The sequence below is a fragment of the Pseudomonas sp. ADAK13 genome (assembly GCF_012935715.1).
Taxonomy (GTDB): Bacteria; Pseudomonadota; Gammaproteobacteria; order Pseudomonadales; family Pseudomonadaceae; genus Aquipseudomonas.
Genome location: NZ_CP052860.1, coordinates 456954 through 475480, shown reverse-complemented (window position 1 = coordinate 475480; position 18527 = coordinate 456954). Strand labels below are relative to the sequence as shown.

Annotated in this window: 13 protein-coding genes and 1 riboswitch; of the genes, 11 read left to right on the top strand and 2 right to left on the bottom strand. The window is 61.5% G+C overall.

What is annotated here, in order from left to right:
* The 3 genes from HKK54_RS02255 to HKK54_RS02245 all read left to right on the top strand — a co-directional run bounded on the left by HKK54_RS02255 (position 1) and on the right by HKK54_RS02245 (position 3132).
* Positions 1–1113, top strand: coding sequence for a succinylglutamate desuccinylase/aspartoacylase family protein (locus HKK54_RS02255; RefSeq protein ID WP_169386039.1), 1113 nt, complete (start codon positions 1–3; stop codon positions 1111–1113).
* Positions 1114–1140: 27 nt separating this feature from the next.
* The gene (locus HKK54_RS02250) at positions 1141–1905 is read left to right on the top strand and encodes an ABC transporter ATP-binding protein (RefSeq protein WP_003214336.1); all 765 of its coding nucleotides are present in this window, start codon (positions 1141–1143) and stop codon (positions 1903–1905) included.
* A gap of 246 nt (positions 1906–2151) precedes the next feature.
* A complete protein-coding gene (locus HKK54_RS02245) occupies positions 2152–3132 on the top strand; it encodes a GlxA family transcriptional regulator (protein ID WP_010165624.1) in 981 nt (326 codons plus the stop codon).
* A gap of 3 nt (positions 3133–3135) precedes the next feature.
* Here HKK54_RS02245 and HKK54_RS02240 read toward each other — a convergent pair whose 3' ends face one another.
* Positions 3136–8130, bottom strand: coding sequence for a dermonecrotic toxin domain-containing protein (locus HKK54_RS02240; RefSeq protein ID WP_169386038.1), 4995 nt, complete (start codon positions 8128–8130; stop codon positions 3136–3138).
* A gap of 314 nt (positions 8131–8444) precedes the next feature.
* Here HKK54_RS02240 and HKK54_RS02235 point away from each other — a divergent pair, with 314 nt between their 5' ends.
* From HKK54_RS02235 to astE, 7 genes are all read left to right on the top strand, one after another.
* On the top strand, positions 8445–9665 hold the full coding sequence (locus HKK54_RS02235) for an aspartate aminotransferase family protein (protein ID WP_169386037.1): 1221 nt from the start codon (positions 8445–8447) through the stop codon (positions 9663–9665).
* Between the two features lie 245 nt (positions 9666–9910).
* Positions 9911–10930, top strand: a complete 1020-nt coding sequence (gene aruF / locus HKK54_RS02230) for an arginine/ornithine succinyltransferase subunit alpha (protein WP_010165630.1) — start codon at positions 9911–9913, stop codon at positions 10928–10930.
* 49 nt (positions 10931–10979) lie between these two features.
* On the top strand, positions 10980–12005 hold the full coding sequence (gene astA / locus HKK54_RS02225; RefSeq protein ID WP_003214325.1) for an arginine N-succinyltransferase: 1026 nt from the start codon (positions 10980–10982) through the stop codon (positions 12003–12005).
* A complete protein-coding gene (gene astD / locus HKK54_RS02220; protein ID WP_169389233.1) occupies positions 12002–13471 on the top strand; it encodes a succinylglutamate-semialdehyde dehydrogenase in 1470 nt (489 codons plus the stop codon). Before astA ends, astD begins: the two co-directional genes overlap by 4 nt.
* 176 nt (positions 13472–13647) lie before the next feature.
* On the top strand, positions 13648–14994 hold the full coding sequence (astB, locus tag HKK54_RS02215; protein ID WP_010165635.1) for an N-succinylarginine dihydrolase: 1347 nt from the start codon (positions 13648–13650) through the stop codon (positions 14992–14994).
* 23 nt (positions 14995–15017) lie between these two features.
* Positions 15018–15308 carry a hypothetical protein gene (locus HKK54_RS02210; protein WP_003214319.1) on the top strand — a complete coding sequence of 97 codons (291 nt, stop codon included), beginning with the start codon at positions 15018–15020 and terminating at the stop codon, positions 15306–15308.
* Positions 15309–15319: 11 nt separating this feature from the next.
* Positions 15320–16324 (top strand): succinylglutamate desuccinylase, encoded by a 1005-nt coding sequence (gene astE / locus HKK54_RS02205; protein ID WP_169386036.1) that lies wholly within the window; start codon positions 15320–15322, stop codon positions 16322–16324.
* A gap of 146 nt (positions 16325–16470) precedes the next feature.
* Here astE and HKK54_RS02200 read toward each other — a convergent pair whose 3' ends face one another.
* A complete protein-coding gene (locus tag HKK54_RS02200) occupies positions 16471–16980 on the bottom strand; it encodes a 6,7-dimethyl-8-ribityllumazine synthase (protein ID WP_003214313.1) in 510 nt (169 codons plus the stop codon).
* A gap of 114 nt (positions 16981–17094) precedes the next feature.
* Positions 17095–17264: riboswitch (FMN riboswitch) on the bottom strand.
* A gap of 191 nt (positions 17265–17455) precedes the next feature.
* Here HKK54_RS02200 and ltaE point away from each other — a divergent pair.
* The gene (ltaE, locus tag HKK54_RS02195; RefSeq protein WP_010165643.1) at positions 17456–18460 is read left to right on the top strand and encodes a low-specificity L-threonine aldolase; all 1005 of its coding nucleotides are present in this window, start codon (positions 17456–17458) and stop codon (positions 18458–18460) included.
* The last annotated feature ends 67 nt before the right edge of the window (positions 18461–18527 follow it).

The following is an 18527-nucleotide window of genomic DNA, read 5'->3' as shown; positions in this document are numbered from 1 at the left end:
ATGGAACGTATCGATCACCTGTTGCCCTGGGGTCACCTGGGCTGCGAACGCCAGCTGACGGTGTTCCGTTTCGGCAGCGGCGAGCGCAAGGCCTTTATCCAGGCCAGCCTGCACGCCGATGAATTGCCCGGCATGCGTGCCGCCTGGGAGCTGAAGAAGCGCCTGGCCGAACTGGAACAGCAAGGCGCTCTTAACGGCGTGATCGAGCTGGTGCCGGTGGCCAATCCGATGGGCCTGGGGCAGTTGCTGCAAGGCAGCCACCAGGGCCGTTTCGAGATCGGCAGCGGCAAGAATTTCAACCGGGATTTCGTTGAGTTGAGCGAGCCGGTTGCCGCGTTGCTCCAGGACCGCTTGGGCGATGACCCGCACGCCAACGTCCGGATGATCCGCCAGGCCATGACCGATGCGCTCAACGCCCTGCCGGCGCCCAGTAGCCAGTTGCAAGGCATGCAGCGGGTTTTACTGAGCCATGCGTGCACCGCCGACGTCGTCCTCGACTTGCATTGCGATGCCGAGGCCGCGCTGCACATGTACGCGCTGCCGCAGCACTGGCCGCAGTGGCGATCGCTGTCGGCGCATTTGAATGTGAAGGTCGGCCTGCTGGCGGAAGATTCCGGCGGCAGTTCGTTTGACGAAGCCTGTTCGCTGCCGTGGTTGCGCTTGTCCCGGGCGTTTCCCGAGGCGCAGATTCCACTGGCGTGCCTGGCGACGACCCTGGAGCTGGGCGGCCAGGCCGACACCGGCCGTGACGAAGCGATTTTCCACGCCGAAGGCATTCTGGCGTTCCTCGCCGAGCAAGGCCTGATCCGTGGTGAATGGCCCGCGCCGCAACACGAACCCTGCGAAGGCCTGCCCTTTGAAGGCACCGAGTTGTTGTTCGCGCCCCACGCCGGCGTGATCAGTTACCTGCGTAAAGCCGGGGATGTCGTGGAAGCCGGCGACCCGATATTTGAAGTGATCGATCCCTTGTCCGACCGCGTGAGCATTGTTTGCGCGGGCACGCCTGGGGTGTTGTTTGCCGTTGAACGGCTGCGTTATGCCCAAGCGGGTTTCTGGCTGGCCAAGGTGGCGGGGCGCGAAGCGCTGCGGCACGGGCGCTTGCTCAACGACTGACCAACTGTTTTTGTGAGAACCGACCGCATGTACAAACTTGAAGTCCAAGACCTGCATAAACGCTATGGCAGTCATGAAGTGCTCAAAGGTGTGTCCCTGGCCGCCGCGGCCGGTGATGTGATCAGCATCATCGGGTCCAGTGGTTCGGGCAAAAGTACCTTTTTGCGCTGCATCAACCTGCTGGAGCAACCCCACGCCGGCAAGATTCTGCTCAACAACGAAGAGCTGAAACTGGTGGCCAACAAAGACGGCGCCATGAAGGCCGCGGACCCCAAACAGCTGCAACGCATGCGTTCGCGGCTGTCGATGGTGTTCCAGCATTTCAACCTGTGGTCCCACATGACGGCGCTGGAAAACGTCATGGAAGCGCCGGTGCACGTCCTCGGCATGTCGAAAAAAGACGCCCGGGAAAAGGCCGAGCACTACCTGGCTAAAGTGGGGGTGGGCCATCGTAAGGATGCGTTCCCCGGCCACATGTCCGGTGGCGAGCAGCAGCGTGTGGCGATTGCCCGTGCGTTGGCGATGGAACCTGAGGTGATGCTGTTTGACGAGCCCACCTCGGCCCTCGACCCGGAACTGGTGGGCGAAGTGCTCAAAGTGATGCAGGACCTGGCCCAGGAAGGCCGGACCATGGTGGTGGTGACCCACGAAATGGGCTTCGCCCGTGAAGTCTCCAACCAACTGGTGTTCCTGCACAAAGGCATCGTCGAAGAACGTGGCAACCCGCGCGAAGTGCTGGTTAACCCGCAGTCTGAGCGTTTGCAGCAGTTTCTTTCCGGCAGCTTGAAGTAAACAGAACTGCTTTTATGCACTGAATTAGTGCAAGCTTCACAGCTTTAAGGCTGGCCCCGATCCCCTGTGGGAGCTGGCTTGCCTGCGATAGCGGTGGGTCAGTTTGCCTCTCTGGCACAGACATGCCGCCATCGCAGGCAAGCCAGCTCCCACATTAGATCTCTATATGTTTTGAGATTTGTGTTGGTTTACGGGCTAGCATTGGCCTTTGTCTTCATTACTGTTTTTCGCTTCGGATAGCACTCCATGACTGCCCATCGAATTGGTTTCCTGATTTGGCCCAGCACTAAAGCACTGACGCTTGCGCTGGCTGAGGAGGCCTTGCGCGTTGCTCAGCGGGTGCATCCGGACGTGGTGTACGAACTCTCGTTTTTGCAGGCCGAACCGCCAGTCGACGGCGCCTGGCAACTGCCGGGTGAGCCGTGGGCCGGCAAGCTGGAAGGCTTTCAAAAGCTGTTCCTGCTGGCGGATGAGCCGCCGACCGTCATCGCGTCCCAGCTCAGCACCGCACTCAAACAACTGGTGCGCGCCGGTTGCGTGATTGGCGGTTTGTCGGCCGGTGTTTACCCGTTGGCACAACTGGGTTTGCTCGACGGTTATCGCGCCGCCGTGCACTGGCGCTGGCAGGACGATTTCGCCGAGCGTTTCCCCAAGGTCATCGCCACCAGCCATCTGTTCGACTGGGACCGTGACCGCCTGACCGCCTGCGGTGGCATGTCGGTACTCGACCTGCTGCTGGCGGTGCTGGCCCGTGATCACGGTGCCGAACTGGCGGGCGCCGTCTCGGAGGAACTGGTGGTGGAGCGCATCCGCGAAGGCGGCGAGCGCCAGCGTATCCCGCTGCAAAACCGCCTGGGCTCCAGCCATCCAAAGCTGACCCAGGCCGTGTTGCTGATGGAAGCCAACATCGAAGAACCGCTGACCACCGACGAAATCGCCCAGCATGTGTGCGTGTCCCGACGACAGCTCGAGCGCATCTTCAAGCAATACCTCAATCGTGTTCCCAGCCAGTACTACCTGGAATTGCGCCTGAACAAGGCCCGCCAGATGCTCATGCAAACCAGCAAGTCGATCATCCAGATCGGCCTGTCGTGCGGCTTCTCCTCGGGGCCGCACTTCTCCAGCGCCTACCGCAACTTCTTTGGCGCCACCCCCCGTGAAGACCGTAACCAGCGCCGCAGCAGCAGCCCGTTCGAGTTGTCGTCGGTGCCGTCCGAACGCGGCTAGGCTTTATTGCTCGGTCGGCAGGTCCATGCGGTGGCGTTGTGCATAACGTCGAAGGTTGGCCAGGCTTGGCCTCGACAGTGGATTCCCGTCCCATAGTATTGCGTTGAAGTTGGGCACGGGCATTTCCAGGATGCCGCTGTCGATATGCCGGATCGCATTGTCCCTGAGGTCGGCGGCGACGATGTTCCTCAATGAAAACAGCCCTTGTGGTACCTGCTGGATACCGGTGGATTGCAAGTCCAGGATCGCCAGTTGCTGCATCTTGCCCAGCCGCGGCGTGAGGCTCAACACATTGTCGCTCAAGTCCAGATAGGTCAGCTGGTGCAGGTCTGCCAGCGCGTTGTTCGACTCAACAGTGAGGTGTATATCGCCGTGTGGCAGGATCAGTTCACGCAAGCGTGCCAGCCGGAAGACTTGCTCGGGGATGCGTTGCAGCCGGTAGCCCTGGATGGAAAGGCTTCTGAGCCTGGGGAAGCTTTCAAGAAAGTGGCCGATGCCGCTGGTGGCGTCTTCGCCGTATAGCGACAGCAGTGTCACATGATCAAAATTGGCGGTCACGGTGGGGAAATCCCCCAGCAGCGTGGTGGTGTAACTCAGCTCGTGGGTGAGGGTGGGGCCGTCGTCGGCGTCATCCGTTGAAAGTTCCCGGCGCCAGCAGGCTTCCAGCAATTCCTTGAGCGCCTGGCGTTTGACTTGCTCCTGCGCGCGAACCTGCTGCGGGAGTTCCGTGCCCAGGATGGGGTGGTGCGTGGGAACGCTGATTTGCCACTCTTGCAGGTCTGCTGTCAGTTTTTCGTACTCGGCGCCCAGGCGGCTCAGTTCCAGTCGACCGGCTTCGAGACTGCCGGGCATGTTGAAGATGAACAGGTTGCATTCGTGGGTGCTGAAGGTCGGATAGAGTGCTTTGAGGCTGTTGATGTCTGGCCATGGCGCAGTCGTTTCCCAGCGTTCCCCGGTGTGCTGGAAATGCTGTTTGATACGCGCGATGAGGGGCTCGGGGAAGGGGTTGTTCTCCAGGTCTAACCCTTCACTGATCGCGCCCGACAGTTCGAATATCGCATCGGGCAATTCGGCGATGCGGTTGTTGTTGAGAATTGCACTTTCAAGCCTGGGGCGTGTGAGTAAGCCGGCCGGGATTTGGTCAATCCCGGTGGAGGACAGGTCCAGGTACTTGAGGCTGGGCATCGCTTCGACACTCGGTACTCTGCCCAGCGGATTGTTGAACAGGTCCAGGGATTCCAGGCGCGTCATCGACGACAGCGCTGCCAGGCTCTGCCCGGTCAGTTGAACGTTGCAGTTGTCGAGCACCAGTTCGGTCAGGTGCGGCATCATCGCCAATTGATCGGGAAAAACCCCCAGCGGCATGCCGCGCAATTCCAGGGTTCGCAGATTGCGAAAGTGCTGGATAAACCCCAGGACGCCCGAGGTGCCTTCATCACCCATCAAGCCGAGTGTCGAGACATGCTCGAAGTTGGCTGTCAGTGTGGGCAGTTGCCCCATGATGGGTTCTTCGTACACCAGGCTATAGCCGACAATTTCGCCATCTTCATTCATGGCAGGCTCGGTTTCCCGGCGCCAGCAGCGTTGGATCTGCTCGGCCAGTACGCCACGTTTTTGCTGTTCATAGGCGTAGGTGTCAGCGGAAAGCGGGGCGTGTGTTTGTGGATCGGTGCGGGGGATGTCTCTACGCCAATCCGCCATATCCCGGGACAGTCGTGCGTATTCCACGTGCAGTTGCTCCAACTGTGGCAATGCACCGCCCGGGAGACGATTCAGGCGCTGCAGCAATAGTGTGTTTTGCTCTGGCGTGTCGGCGGGATAGAGCGCTTGTGCGCGCTGGAGCAAAGACAGTGGAGCACCCACTGCGGGCATCGGCGGGTGGGGTTCCGGATAACCCTTGAGGCCGCCTGGCAGCCTTGGGATTTGACCGGTGGCGGGTGGTCTGACGGGGTGGCGCTCGAGATTGGGCCGCAGCCGGTCACGGGGCAAGGCCACCCTGGCGAGGGCTTGGCGTAGTTGTGGACCTTGCCGGATGTGAAGGTTGAGTGCATTGCGCTCGTTGTCGGGCAGGGCTTGCAGCACCGCCGTGTAAAAATCGGAATCGCCCTGCAGGTGCAGGCCTTCGTTGTCGTAGGCCTGATATTGACCCTCCTCATGCACCAGTACTTTGCGTTCCTTTGCGGTGGCGTTGCCAATACTGTCGCGCAGGGCGCCGCTGAAGGTGTGTTCACGCACTTCCAGGCGAACATTGCCCGACCATCCCGGCAACTCTGGCAGGGAATGCAGGGCCAGGGTGTGGGTGTCCAGGTTTGTCGGGGCGTTGAGGTACAGGCCTTCATAGGCGCGGTTCAAGCGGGTTTCCTGGCGTGCCCAGCTGGCCAGTTGGTCCAGGCGCTTGGGGATTTTTGCGCTGCGAAGTTCTGCCCGCTCCAGGTCGCTGGCCTGCTCCAGCAGCACATTGGCTACCGAGGCCGGGAGCCCGGGTTTACTGTCCATCAGTCGCTGAGCGGCGCCGTGCTCGGGTGGGTTCGCGGCCCTGTAGCGCGACTCGAACAGGTTGGTTTTTTGTGCTTCGGCGGTCTGTGCAATTTTTTTCCTGAGTAGGCGGGCGCGCACCTCAAGCGCTCGGGGCGGTTGACCAAACGCCTCGCCCAACAGTGTCTTGATCTCAGGCTCATCCAATGACAAAAGCAAGGTTCTCGGCAAGTCGCCGCTGGTGAGTTGCGCCTGGCTGATCCGCACCCGTGGGACGTTCTGGCGGGGCGCGTACTGCCACAGTATCTGGCCTCTGGCATCGACCACTTGCAGCGTTCTGGTTTCGGGCCAGATGCCGCTGTCGCAGAGTAATTGCAGTTGAGTCAGGGGGGACGCATTGCTATACACCACCGGATCGTCGCTGTTCATTTGTTCGATGAAGGCCGAAATGTCTTGCTCGATCTTGAAGCGCTTGAGTGTGTCCTCCAGCAGCACGGGGGTGGGCTCGCGCTGAACATGCACCTGGCGCAGCACGTTTTCAGGGGTGTTGCTCACACGTCGTATCTGCTCCAGTTCCTCGCGGCTGAAGGTGCTTGCCGTGTGCCCCAGCCGACGCAGCAGTGTGTCTGTGTCCCAGTACAAGGGGTGATCAAGCTCGGTTTGCCAGGCGCCGGTTTGGTTGTGCCAGGCTTTGGGTTGATAGGCGTCGGGGCGGCCCGGATGCAACAGCGAGAAGTCGTCATCGCCGGGTGATTTATTCAGCACGTAGGGGGTCTCGTTCAGGCGGATCACGGCCTGGTCCAGGTGTTGATGGATACCTTGTTTGTTGGGGGTTGAGTGTTCGGGGAGCTTGACTTTGCGCTCATAGGGTTTCAGGTCAGGCTTCCAGTACAGAGGTTTGCCGTTGGGAGCCTGAACCGGTTTGAAACTGTCGATGAAGGTGACCGTACGTTGCGGTAACAGCGCTCTAAACTCACCGGCGACAATCGCTGCGCCCGCACCGAAGGTACCCAGTTGCACCAACGCCTCGACCATGCCCATCAGGTGCTCAAAGGCTTCAGTGGTTTGGCCTTGCGCCCAGTCGACGATGCCTTCGAAGGTTTCATCCAGCAGTTGATAGGCCATGTAGGCCATCATCAGTTCTCCCAGTACTGGCACCAGCGGAGCAACCACCAGCGCGGCGATATCAAGCAGCGTTGTGGCGATTTTCTGGAACGAATCCCACTGCTCCCAGCGCGCTTTCTGGTCGACCCGGGCGGTGGAAACGGCGATGACTTGGGCGTCATTGAGGATCTTGTTGAGCTTTTGCTGATACACATGCGTCAATAAATCACCGGAAAACCCCGGCGCACTCAGTTGCAGGTTGGGCCGGGCCTGCGGGGTTTCGCGCCAGGTGGGTTGCGGGTCGGCAGGGTTGTGAGGGTGCCAGGTGATCTTGCTCAGGCGGTCGTTGAGGTTGGCGAAAAAGAACCCACGGTCTTCGTGGGCGACGAACCGGCTGAAGAAATGTTGATAGTCCCTGTCGCGCAGTTGCCGGGTGAGTTCGGCACACAGAGCGCCCGTCGAGGCGTATTGCTTGATGGGGTGTTCCGGGTCGTCCGGGACGTAGGCCACCACCGGCACCGTGGCGAGATGGCGCTCCAGGTCGGGTGCGAAGAGCACAATCGCGGTCAGTCGCGCAGACATCATGCTCAGGTCATGGCAATGCACAGGCTTGCCCGCCATCTGCATGCCGGGCCGGCCATCAAGCACGCCCTGCAACGCCTCATAAATAGAACCGTCCAGGTCGCCCTTCATATGGGCCAGCTTTAACGCGGCCTCCAGTGCGGCACGCTCACTCGCCCTGACTTCGCGTTGCAGAACCGTCGCGACCAGGCCATTGGTGATGCCCAGGTTCTCTTCCAGGTAGATTTTGTACTGCGCACCGATATCCAGGGTTCTGCACAGTTGGGTAAACGCGGGGATAGACAGGCTGCGGTTGATCTCGGGCAATACCTGGAAGTGGCCACGTGCATCGGGCTGAGTAATGAACGTGCTGGCGGCCTCGAAGGCGTCGGGCCGGGTCTCGCTGGCCTCGAAGTTGTGCAGCGCGGCGTCCAGCAGCGAAACGGTCCAGGTGCGCGCGGCGCCGGTTTTAACCGTAAACCAGGGAATGGTGGCGGGGATGTACAAGCGCAAAAATGTGGCCCTGACGTCCAGCGTGAGCCCGAACCGGCTTTTCAGGGCTGCGGCCAGCAAGGGGGCGGCGAACGCGTTGACGTCTTGAAGCGATGCCAGGCGTTGCTCGACCTGGTTTTGCGCGGTCCAGTGGCTGGCGGTGTGCATGCGTAACTGGCGGTGCTGCTCGCCGGTGGCGGTTTTGTACCAGGGCTTGACATGAGGCGTGGCGTTCTTGAGTCGTGCGCGGCGGTTCACAGAGGCGAGCACCAGCCATTCGGGAGTGGCCTGGGCCAGCAGTTGATAATGGCTGTCGGGCTGTTCTGCAACATCAGGGGAGAAACGTTGATCGTCGATGCCAGGCATGGCGCCTTTCCTTTTACGCGGATGAGATCAACACTTTCACAAAGCAGTCGCCTGCCCGGGAGCTACATAGTTGCGCATTGGCGCTCGCAGCCGCCGGTCCAAATCAATTACGGCCAACGGCGCCCATAACCACGCCGGGCGGTTTAAACTGCGCCATTGCGATGCTATTTGTCGCATTGGCGTAAACCCGCGAAAATCACGGGTTGGCGCTATAAGAAGTTGTCGCTTGGCGGCAAGGCCGCGCTGAAAACTGTCCTTACAATCCCTGCATCGCCCGCCAGTTTCAGGCAGGCGTTCCTCTTCAGGAGACTCCGATGTCCGTTGAGCAAGCCCCGGTGCAACGTGCCGATTTCGACCAGGTCATGGTTCCCAACTACGCACCTGCCGCTTTCATCCCCGTGCGTGGCGAAGGTTCCCGCGTTTGGGACCAGGCGGGCCGAGAGCTGATCGACTTTGCCGGCGGCATCGCGGTCAACGTATTGGGCCACGCCCACCCGGCGCTGGTCGGTGCACTGACCGAACAGGCCAACAAGCTGTGGCACGTGTCCAACGTCTTCACTAACGAGCCGGCCCTGCGCCTGGCCCACAAGCTGATCGACGCCACGTTTGCCGAGCGTGTGTTCTTCTGCAACTCCGGCGCTGAAGCCAACGAGGCCGCTTTCAAGCTGGCCCGTCGTGTCGCGTTCGACCGCTTCGGCACCGAGAAATACGAAATCATCGCCGCGCTGAACAGCTTCCACGGCCGCACCCTGTTCACCGTGAACGTGGGTGGCCAGTCGAAGTATTCCGACGGCTTCGGTCCGAAAATCGTCGGCATCACCCACGTGCCTTACAACGATCTGGAGGCACTGAAAGCCGCCGTTTCGGACAAGACCTGCGCCGTGGTGCTGGAGCCGATCCAGGGTGAGGGCGGCGTATTGCCGGCTGAACTTTCATACCTGCAAGGTGCCCGCGACCTGTGCGACGCGAACAACGCGCTGCTGGTGTTCGACGAAGTGCAAACCGGCATGGGCCGCAGCGGCGAGCTGTTCGCCTACCAGCATTACGGCGTCGTGCCCGACATCCTCACCAGCGCCAAGAGCCTGGGCGGTGGTTTCCCGATCGCAGCCATGCTGACCCGCGAGGACTTGGCCAAGCACCTGGTGGTCGGCACCCACGGCACCACCTACGGCGGCAACCCGCTGGCGTGTGCGGTGGCGGAAGCGGTGATCGACGTGATCAACACCCCGCAAGTGCTGGCCGGTGTTAATGCCAAGCATGACCTGTTCGTTTCCCGCCTGGAGAAGATCGGCCAGCAATACGGCATCTTCACCGAAGTGCGGGGCCTGGGCCTGCTGCTCGGCTGCGTGCTGAGCGATGCCTGGAAGGGCAAGGCAAAGGACATCTTCAACGCCGCCGAGCGTGAAGGCTTGATGATCCTGCAAGCCGGTCCGGACGTGGTGCGTTTCGCCCCGAGCCTGGTGGTGGAAGACGCCGATATCCAGGAAGGCCTGGACCGCTTCGAGCGTGCTGTGAAAAAGCTGACGCAAGCCTGATGGACCGTTCGGCGCCTGGCGATCCTGGCGTCGAACAAAAATTTTAAGGCCGGACCGGATCAAGTGTGGGAGCTGGCTTGCCTGCGATGGCGGTGCCACAGGCAACATCTGTGCTGACTGACACACCGTCATCGCGGGCAAGCCCGGCTCCCACATGGATCTGCTTACACAATAAGTCCTGTGTAGGCAGTTCCCCCTGTCCGGCATTTTTCCCTCTGTGAGTTTTCGAGTTAAGGAGTGACACCATGCTGGTGATGCGCCCCGCGCAAATGGCTGATCTGGGCGAGGTACAGCGTCTGGCTGCGGACAGCCCGATTGGTGTCACCTCCTTGCCGGATGATGTCGAACGCCTGAGCGACAAGATCGCCGCAAGCGAAGCGTCCTTCGCCGCCGAGGTCAGCTTCAACGGTGAAGAAAGCTATTTCTTCGTCCTGGAAGACACCGCCGCCGGCAAGCTGGTGGGCTGCTCGGCCATCGTCGCTTCGGCTGGCTACTCGGAACCGTTCTACAGCTTCCGTAACGAAACCTTCGTGCACGCCTCCCGCGAGCTGAAGATCCACAACAAGATCCACGTGCTTTCGCAGTGCCACGACCTGACCGGCAACAGCTTGTTGACCAGTTTCTACGTGGTGCCGGAGCTGGTGGGTTCGCCGTGGTCGGAACTCAACTCCCGTGGCCGCCTGCTGTTCGTGGCCGGCCACCCGGAGCGTTTTGCGGATTCGGTGGTGACCGAGATCGTGGGCTACAGCGACGAGAACGGTGATTCGCCGTTCTGGGATGCGATTGGCCGCAACTTCTTCGACCTCAACTACGCTGCCGCCGAACGCCTGTGCGGGTTGAAGAGCCGGACCTTCCTTGCCGAACTGATGCCGCATTACCCGATCTACGTGCCGCTGTTGCCGGACGCCGCCCAGGAAGCCATGGGCCAGGTGCACCCGCGGGCGCAGATCACCTTCGACATCCTGATGCGCGAAGGCTTCGAGACCGACCATTACATCGACATCTTCGACGGCGGCCCCACGCTGCACGCACGGGTATCGGGCATTCGCTCGATCGCTCAGAGCCGTGTGGTGCCGGTGAAGATCGGCGAGATGGCCAAGGGTGTCGGCCGCCAGTACCTGGTCAGCAACGGCCAGTTGCAGGATTACCGCGCAGTGATGCTGGAGCTGGACTACGCGCCCGGAAAGCCAGTGACCCTGGACCTGGAAACCGCCGAGGCCCTGGGCGTTGGCGAAGGCGCGAGCGTGCGCCTGGTAGCGGTATAAACAGAGTTTCGCGGGTGGCTGACAACAGCGGCCCGTTTGAGGAGATAGCATGATCGTTCGTCCCGTACGCAGCAGCGATTTACCGGCCCTGATTGATCTGGCGCGCAGCACCGGCACCGGCCTCACCACCTTGCCGGCCAACGAAGAGCGCCTGACCCACCGGGTCGGCTGGGCTGAAAAGACCTTTCGCGGCGAAGCCGGGCGCGGTGATGCAGACTACCTGTTCGTGCTGGAAAACGACGAAGGCCGCGTGGTGGGGATTTCCGCCATCGCCGGTGCTGTCGGCCTGCGCGAGCCCTGGTACAACTTCCGGGTGGGCCTGACGGTCAGTGCTTCCCAGGAGCTGAACATCTACCGGGAAATCCCGACGCTGTTTCTGGCCAACGACCTGACCGGCAACTCCGAGCTGTGTTCGCTGTTCCTGCACGCCGATTACCGCAACGGCCTTAACGGCCGCATGCTGGCCAAGGCGCGCATGCTGTTTATCGCGGAATTCCCGCAGCTGTTCGGTAACAAGATCATCGCCGAGATGCGCGGCATGTCCGACGAAGCCGGGCGTTCGCCGTTCTGGGAAAGCCTGGGCCGGCACTTCTTCAAGATGGAATTCAGCCAGGCCGACTACCTTACCGGTGTGGGCAACAAGGCGTTTATCGCCGAGCTGATGCCGAAGTTTCCGCTGTACACCTGCTTCCTGTCCGAAGACGCGCGCAACGTGATCGGCAAGGTCCATACCGACACCGAGCCGGCCTTGAGCATGCTCAAGAGCGAAGGCTTCAGCTACCAGGGTTACGTCGACATCTTCGACGCAGGCCCGGCGGTGGAGTGTGAAACCACCAAGATCCGCGCGGTACGCGACAGCGAAGCGCTGGTGTTGGCGATTGGCACGCCGGGGGACGACGCCACGCCGTTCCTGATCCATAACCGTAAACGTGAAGATTGCCGCATCACCGCAGCACCGGCGCGGTTGGCTGCCGGCACCCTGGTGGTCGATCAGCAGACCGCCAAGCGCCTGCAACTGATCGCCGGTGATCAAGTGCGTGCCGTACCGTTGTCCGCTGCCCGGGAGTCGAAATAATGAATTCGTTGTATATCGCAGGTAGCTGGCTGGCTGGCCAGGGTGACGTGGTTGAATCGCTGAACCCGGTGACCCAGCAGGTGGTGTGGTCGGGTAACAGCGCGACTACCGAGCAGGTCGAGTCTGCCGTTCAGGCCGCGCGCCAGGCGTTTCCAGCCTGGGCCAAGCGTTCCCTGGAGGAGCGCCTGAGCGTGCTGGAAGCCTTCGCAGCCAACCTGAAAAGCCGTGCCGACGAACTCGCCCGCTGCATCGGTGAGGAAACCGGCAAGCCTTTGTGGGAATCGGCCACCGAAGTCACCAGCATGGTCAACAAGGTTGCGATCTCGGTGCAGAGCTACCGCGAACGTACCGGCGAGAGGAGCGGCCCATTGGGCGACGCCACGGCCGTCTTGCGTCACAAACCCCACGGCGTGGTGGCGGTGTTCGGCCCTTACAACTTCCCGGGTCACTTGCCTAACGGGCACATCGTGCCGGCCTTGCTGGCGGGTAACACCGTGCTGTTCAAGCCCAGCGAACTGACCCCGAAAGTCGCCGAACTGACCGTGCAATGCTGGATCGACGCCGGCCTGCCGGCGGGTGTGCTGAACCTGCTGCAAGGCGCGCGGGAAACCGGGATCGCCCTGGCGGCGAATCCGGGCATCGACGGCTTGTTCTTCACCGGCTCCAGCCGCACCGGCAACCATCTGCACCAGCAATTCGCCGGGCGCCCGGACAAGATCCTCGCGCTGGAAATGGGCGGCAACAACCCGCTGGTGGTGGACGAAGTGGCCGATGTGGATGCCGCGGTGTACACCATTATCCAGTCGGCGTTTATCTCGGCCGGCCAGCGTTGCACCTGTGCCCGTCGCTTGCTGGTGCCGGAAGGCGCCTGGGGCGATGCGTTGCTCGCGCGCTTGGTGGCGGTGAGCTCGACCATTGAAGTGGGCGCGTTCGACCAACAACCGGCGCCGTTCATGGGCTCGGTGATTTCCCTCGGCGCCGCCAAGGCGTTGATGGATGCCCAGGAATTGCTGCTGGCCAATGGCGCGATCGCGTTGCTGGAGATGACTCAGCCACAGGCCCAGGCCGCGCTGCTGACGCCGGGCATTATTGATGTGACCGAGGTCGCCGATCGTGCTGACGAAGAGCTGTTCGGCCCGCTGCTGCAAGTGATCCGCTACGCTGATTTCGCCGCGGCGATTGCCGAGGCCAACAACACCCAATACGGCTTGGCGGCGGGTTTGCTGTCGGATTCCGAAGCGCGTTACCAGCAGTTCTGGCTGGAGAGCCGTGCCGGGATCGTCAACTGGAACAAACAGCTGACAGGGGCCGCGAGCAGCGCGCCGTTCGGCGGCGTAGGGGCTTCGGGCAACCATCGCGCCAGTGCCTATTACGCGGCGGATTATTGCGCGTACCCGGTGGCCTCGCTTGAGACCCCGAGCCTGGTGCTGCCTGCGTCGCTGACCCCAGGCGTAACGCTTAAGTGAAAGTGACACTGATCTAATGTGGGAGCTGGCTTGCCTGCGATGGCATCCCCTCGGTCCAGTTGAAAGGCCGAGTCGTCTGCATCGCAGGCAAGCCAGCTCCTACACTTGATCGGGTTAACAGATACAGATCTGCACTTGATGCCTATAAAAATACAGATGTTCGTGGAGCCTCGCCGATGAAATCCTGTGAAGTCAATTTTGACGGTCTCGTGGGGCCGACCCATAACTACGGCGGTTTGTCCTACGGCAACGTCGCGTCCCAGAGCAACAGCCAGCAGTCTTCCAACCCGAAGGAAGCGGCGTTGCAGGGCCTGGCGAAGATGAAAGCCCTGATGGAAATGGGCTTCGTGCAAGGTGTGCTGGCGCCCCAGGAGCGTCCTGATGTGGCCGCCTTGCGCAGCCTTGGTTTTGCCGGCACCGACGCGCAAGTCATCCAGCAAGCGGCCAGGCAGGCCATGCCGTTGCTGGTCGCCAGTTGCTCGGCGTCGAGCATGTGGGTGGCCAATGCCGCGACTGTCAGCCCAAGCGCCGACACCGCCGATGGCCGCGTGCATTTCACTGCCGCCAACCTCAACTGCAAATACCACCGCAGCATCGAACACCCGACCACCAGCCGCGTGCTGGGGGCGATGTTTGCCGATCAAAAACACTTCGCCCACCACGCGGCCTTGCCGGCAGTGGCACAGTTCGGCGACGAAGGCGCGGCCAACCACACCCGTTTCTGCCGTGACTATGGCGAGGCGGGCGTAGAGTTTTTCGTGTTCGGCCGCAGCGCGTTCGATACCCGCTACCCGGCGCCGCAAAAGTACCCGGCGCGCCAGACCCTCGAAGCTTCCCAGGCGGTCGCCCGCCTGCACGGCCTGCGGGATGACGGCGTGGTCTACGCCCAGCAGAACCCGGCGGTGATTGATGCCGGTGTGTTCCACAACGACGTGATCGCGGTGGGCAACGGCGAAGTGCTGTTCTATCACGAAGATGCGTTCCTCAATACCGAACAGATGCTCGGCGAGCTGCAGGGCAAACTCGGCAAGCTCGGCGGCAATTTCCAGTCGATCTGCGTGCCCCGGGCCCAGGTCGGTGTGGAAGACGCGGTGCGTTCCTACCTGTTCAACAGCCAGTTGCTGACCCGCGCCGACGGCTCGATGCTGCTGATCGTGCCGGAAGAATGCCGCGCCAACGAGCGCGTCTGGCAGTACCTGCAAGGCCTGACGTCTTCCGGCGGGCTGATCCGCGAAGTCAAAGTCTTCGACCTCAAGCAAAGCATGCAGAACGGCGGTGGCCCCGCGTGCCTGCGCTTGCGCGTGGCCTTGAATGAAACCGAACTGGCGGCGGTCAACCCAGGGGTTATCATGACGGCGCCGTTGTACGACACGCTCACCCAATGGGTCGACAAGCACTACCGCGACAGCCTGCGGGAAACCGACCTGGCTGACCCGCAATTGCTGCTTGAGTGCCGGACGGCACTGGATGAACTGACGCAAATCCTTAAACTGGGCTCGGTTTATCCTTTCCAGATCAATTAACGCCGCACGGCTGAGAACTATTTATGACCACCGACACCCTGAAACTGATCCTTGAAGACACCGACGGCACACAGCTGGAAACTTCCTGCACCCGCGTCGCCGTGGTCTGGCAGGGCAAGGAGATCTGGATCCAGCACGACGGCCGCGGCCAACTGCTGATCGGCGTGGACGTGGAAGAAGGCGACGCCGAATACGCCAACCTGCTGATGCGCCCATTGGCCACCAACCTGATGAGCCTGCAACTGGAAATGGAACCGGCCGACGTTGAAGGTGATGACGACGATCACGTCCACGGTCCTGGCTGCAACCACTAAGGAAGCTGCTTATGCTCGCCCTCGGCAAACTGCTTGAACTGACCCTCGCCGGTCGCGAACCGGCGCAAAAAATTCAACTGACTGTCGACGGCGTGCAACTGCGCTGGCTCAGCGAGGGCGCGCTGGAAGTGCGGCCTCCTGAGGCGCGGGACAACGGCGGCGACGTGCTGTTGTCGTCCGGCATCCATGGCAACGAAACCGCGCCGATCGAATTGGCCGACCGCTTGCTGCATGGCATTGCCCGCGGGGAGATCAAGCCCCGCACCCGTATTCTGTTCCTGTTCGGTAACCCCGAGGCCATGCGCCGCGGCGAGCGTTATCTCGAACTGGACGTCAACCGGCTGTTCAATGGCCGTCACGAGCAAAACATCGGCCCGGAAGCCATGCGCGCTGCCGAGCTTGAGCAGTTGGCCCGCACGTTCTTCAGCGTTCCGGGGCGTAGCCGTTTGCATTACGACCTGCACACCGCCATTCGTGGCTCGAAGATCGAGCAGTTCGCGCTGTACCCGTGGAAGGACGGTCGCCAGCATTCACGCCGCGAACTGGCGCGCCTGCGAGCCGCCGGCATGGAAGCGGTGTTGTTGCAGAACAAGACCTCGATCACCTTCACGGCGTTTACCTACGAGCAGCTGGAGGCCGAGTCCTTCACCCTGGAGCTGGGCAAGGCCCGGCCGTTCGGGCAGAACCAGGGCGTGGACGTGTCCCGCCTGGAGGCGCGCCTCAAGCAGATCATCGAAGGCAACGAGCCGGCCACCGAGAGCCTGGACGGCCTGAAGCTGTTCAGCGTCTCCCGGGAAGTGATCAAGCACAGCGATACCTTCGTCCTGCATTTGCCGGCCGACGTGGAAAACTTTTCGGAGTTGGAGAAGGGTTACCTGCTGGCCGAGGACATTGCCAAGACCCGCTGGGTCATCGAGGAGGAGGGCGCACGCATCATCTTCCCGAACCCGAAGGTCAAGAATGGCTTGCGAGCCGGGATATTGATTGTGCCGACTACGGATGCCGGCCTGGCCTGAATCCCGAGGCCGACTCGGTCAAATGTGGGAGCTGGCTTGCCTGCGATAGGATCAACTCGGTCTGCCAGATACACCGAGGCGATGCTATCGCAGGCAAGCCAGCTCCCACACAAGCCCGGCTCTAAGACTGGGCTTTGTGGTGTTGCTTAAACCGCTAGAGCCCGTGGCTCATTGCGACGCAGCGCGCGAACCTTGTGCAGGGTGTCGGCGCAGGTGCGTGCCGCTTCCTGGCCCTTGTGCACGAAGTGCTCATAAAAGAAGGTGTGGTGCTCGCTGCCCGCGTGGAAGTGGTGCGGGGTCAAGGATACCGAGAACACCGGCACTTCGGTTTCCAGTTGAACCTGCATCAGGCCGCTGACCACTGACTGGGCAACGAACTCGTGACGGTAGATCCCGCCGTCCACCACCAGGGCGGCCGCGACGATACCGGCATAACGGCCGGACTTGGCCAGCAGCTTGGCGTGCAGGGGCATTTCAAAGGCGCCGCCGACTTCAAAGAAATCGATGTCCGATTCCTGGTAGCCCTGGGCGATCATTTCGGCGAGGAAGCCTTTACGGCTCTGATCGACAATATCCTTGTGCCAGCAGGCCTGGATAAACGCGACGCGCTCGCCGTGATGGTTTTTGCTTTTGCTGTCGATTGCGGTGGGTTGCATGTTCTGACTCCTGTTTAAGAAAAAAACAGGGCGATATGAATCGAATGGGATTTAAGGGTACGGACAGCCGGGTCATGCGAGCATGAAATCCAGCGTTCGGCCCTTAGGTGCCAATCCCGTTCTCTCTTCATCCGGACTATGACCGTCGGCCCCGGGATCACACCGGGTCTGCTGACCTTGTCGCCGTCCTGCCGAGGCAGTTCGAGGCGCCAAGCGCTCGCGGGCTATGCACGTTGCGTGCAATTACCGCCGGTGGGGAATTACACCCCGCCCTGAGAACGTTGCCGCCAGAACCCTGGCGGCGGAGAGTTTTTATCATGGTTTTTCAGAAACTGCACGGTTGGTTTATCGATAACCTATATCGGTTTGTTTGGTTGGTATTCGATTGTGCAAGCACGGGGCTTGATATTCCGCGGGTTTGCCCGCAGTAATCGTTAACACAAGAAACGCCCCAAATCCGCTAGAGGCTAGTTTGATGACCGTGATTGACCTGCGCAGCGACACAGTGACCCAACCGACCCCAGGCATGCTCGACGCGATGGCGACTGCGGCCAGTGGCGACGACGTCTACGGCGAAGACCCGAGCGTCAACCGCCTGGAAGCCGAACTGGCCAAGCGCCTGGGTTTTGCCGCCGCGTTGTTCGTGCCCACCGGCACCATGAGCAACTTGCTGGCGTTGATGGCGCACTGCGAGCGGGGCGAGGAATACATCGTCGGTCAGCAGGCCCACACCTACAAATACGAAGGCGGCGGCGCGGCAGTGCTGGGTTCGATCCAGCCGCAACCCCTGGAAGTGCAGGCTGACGGTTCCCTGAGCCTTGAGCAGGTGCTGGCCGCAATCAAGCCAGACGACTTCCACTTCGCCCGCACCCGTTTGCTGGCGCTGGAAAACACCATGCAGGGCAAAGTCCTGCCTCTTGAATACCTGGCGGCTGCGCGGGCATTCACCCGGGAACACGGCCTGGCCTTGCACCTCGACGGCGCGCGGCTTTATAACGCTGCGGTCAAGCTGGGTGTGGATGCCCGGGAGATTGCCCGGCACTTCGATTCGGTGTCGGTGTGCCTGTCCAAGGGCCTGGGTGCGCCGATCGGCTCGGTGTTGTGCGGCTCCACGGCGTTGATCGCCAAGGCCCGTCGTTTGCGCAAGATGGTCGGTGGCGGCATGCGCCAGGCCGGTTCGCTGGCGGCGGCGGGGCTGTATGCCCTGGACCACCAGGTGCAGCGCCTGGCCGACGACCATGCCAATGCCCAATGGCTGGGAGATGAACTGCGCAAGGCGGGTTACACGGTGGAGCCGGTGCAGACCAACATGGTCTACGTTGATATCGGCGATCGGGCCCCGGCCTTGAAGGCGTTTGCCGCCGAGCGCGGGATCAAGTTGAGTGCCGCGCCGCGCCTGCGCATGGTCACTCACCTGGACGTCAATCGGGCACAGATGGAGCAAGTGCTCGCGACATTCGTCGAGTTTTCCCGAAAATGACAGTGCAGACCGTCTAATTGACTGTTTCTATCACATAAACACGCTGTACCACGGGCAAAGGGCCGAT

Coding starts and splice junctions, on each gene's coding strand:
- astA (WP_003214325.1), top strand. CDS start 10,980: ATGATCGTTCGTCCCGTACGCAGCAGCGATTTACCGGCCCTGATTGAT.
- ltaE (WP_010165643.1), top strand. CDS start 17,456: ATGACCGTGATTGACCTGCGCAGCGACACAGTGACCCAACCGACCCCA.
- HKK54_RS02240 (WP_169386038.1), bottom strand. CDS start 8,130: ATGCCTGGCATCGACGATCAACGTTTCTCCCCTGATGTTGCAGAACAG.
- astB (WP_010165635.1), top strand. CDS start 13,648: ATGAAATCCTGTGAAGTCAATTTTGACGGTCTCGTGGGGCCGACCCAT.
- HKK54_RS02200 (WP_003214313.1), bottom strand. CDS start 16,980: ATGCAACCCACCGCAATCGACAGCAAAAGCAAAAACCATCACGGCGAG.
- HKK54_RS02255 (WP_169386039.1), top strand. CDS start 1: ATGGAACGTATCGATCACCTGTTGCCCTGGGGTCACCTGGGCTGCGAA.
- astE (WP_169386036.1), top strand. CDS start 15,320: ATGCTCGCCCTCGGCAAACTGCTTGAACTGACCCTCGCCGGTCGCGAA.
- aruF (WP_010165630.1), top strand. CDS start 9,911: ATGCTGGTGATGCGCCCCGCGCAAATGGCTGATCTGGGCGAGGTACAG.
- HKK54_RS02235 (WP_169386037.1), top strand. CDS start 8,445: ATGTCCGTTGAGCAAGCCCCGGTGCAACGTGCCGATTTCGACCAGGTC.
- HKK54_RS02245 (WP_010165624.1), top strand. CDS start 2,152: ATGACTGCCCATCGAATTGGTTTCCTGATTTGGCCCAGCACTAAAGCA.
- HKK54_RS02250 (WP_003214336.1), top strand. CDS start 1,141: ATGTACAAACTTGAAGTCCAAGACCTGCATAAACGCTATGGCAGTCAT.
- HKK54_RS02210 (WP_003214319.1), top strand. CDS start 15,018: ATGACCACCGACACCCTGAAACTGATCCTTGAAGACACCGACGGCACA.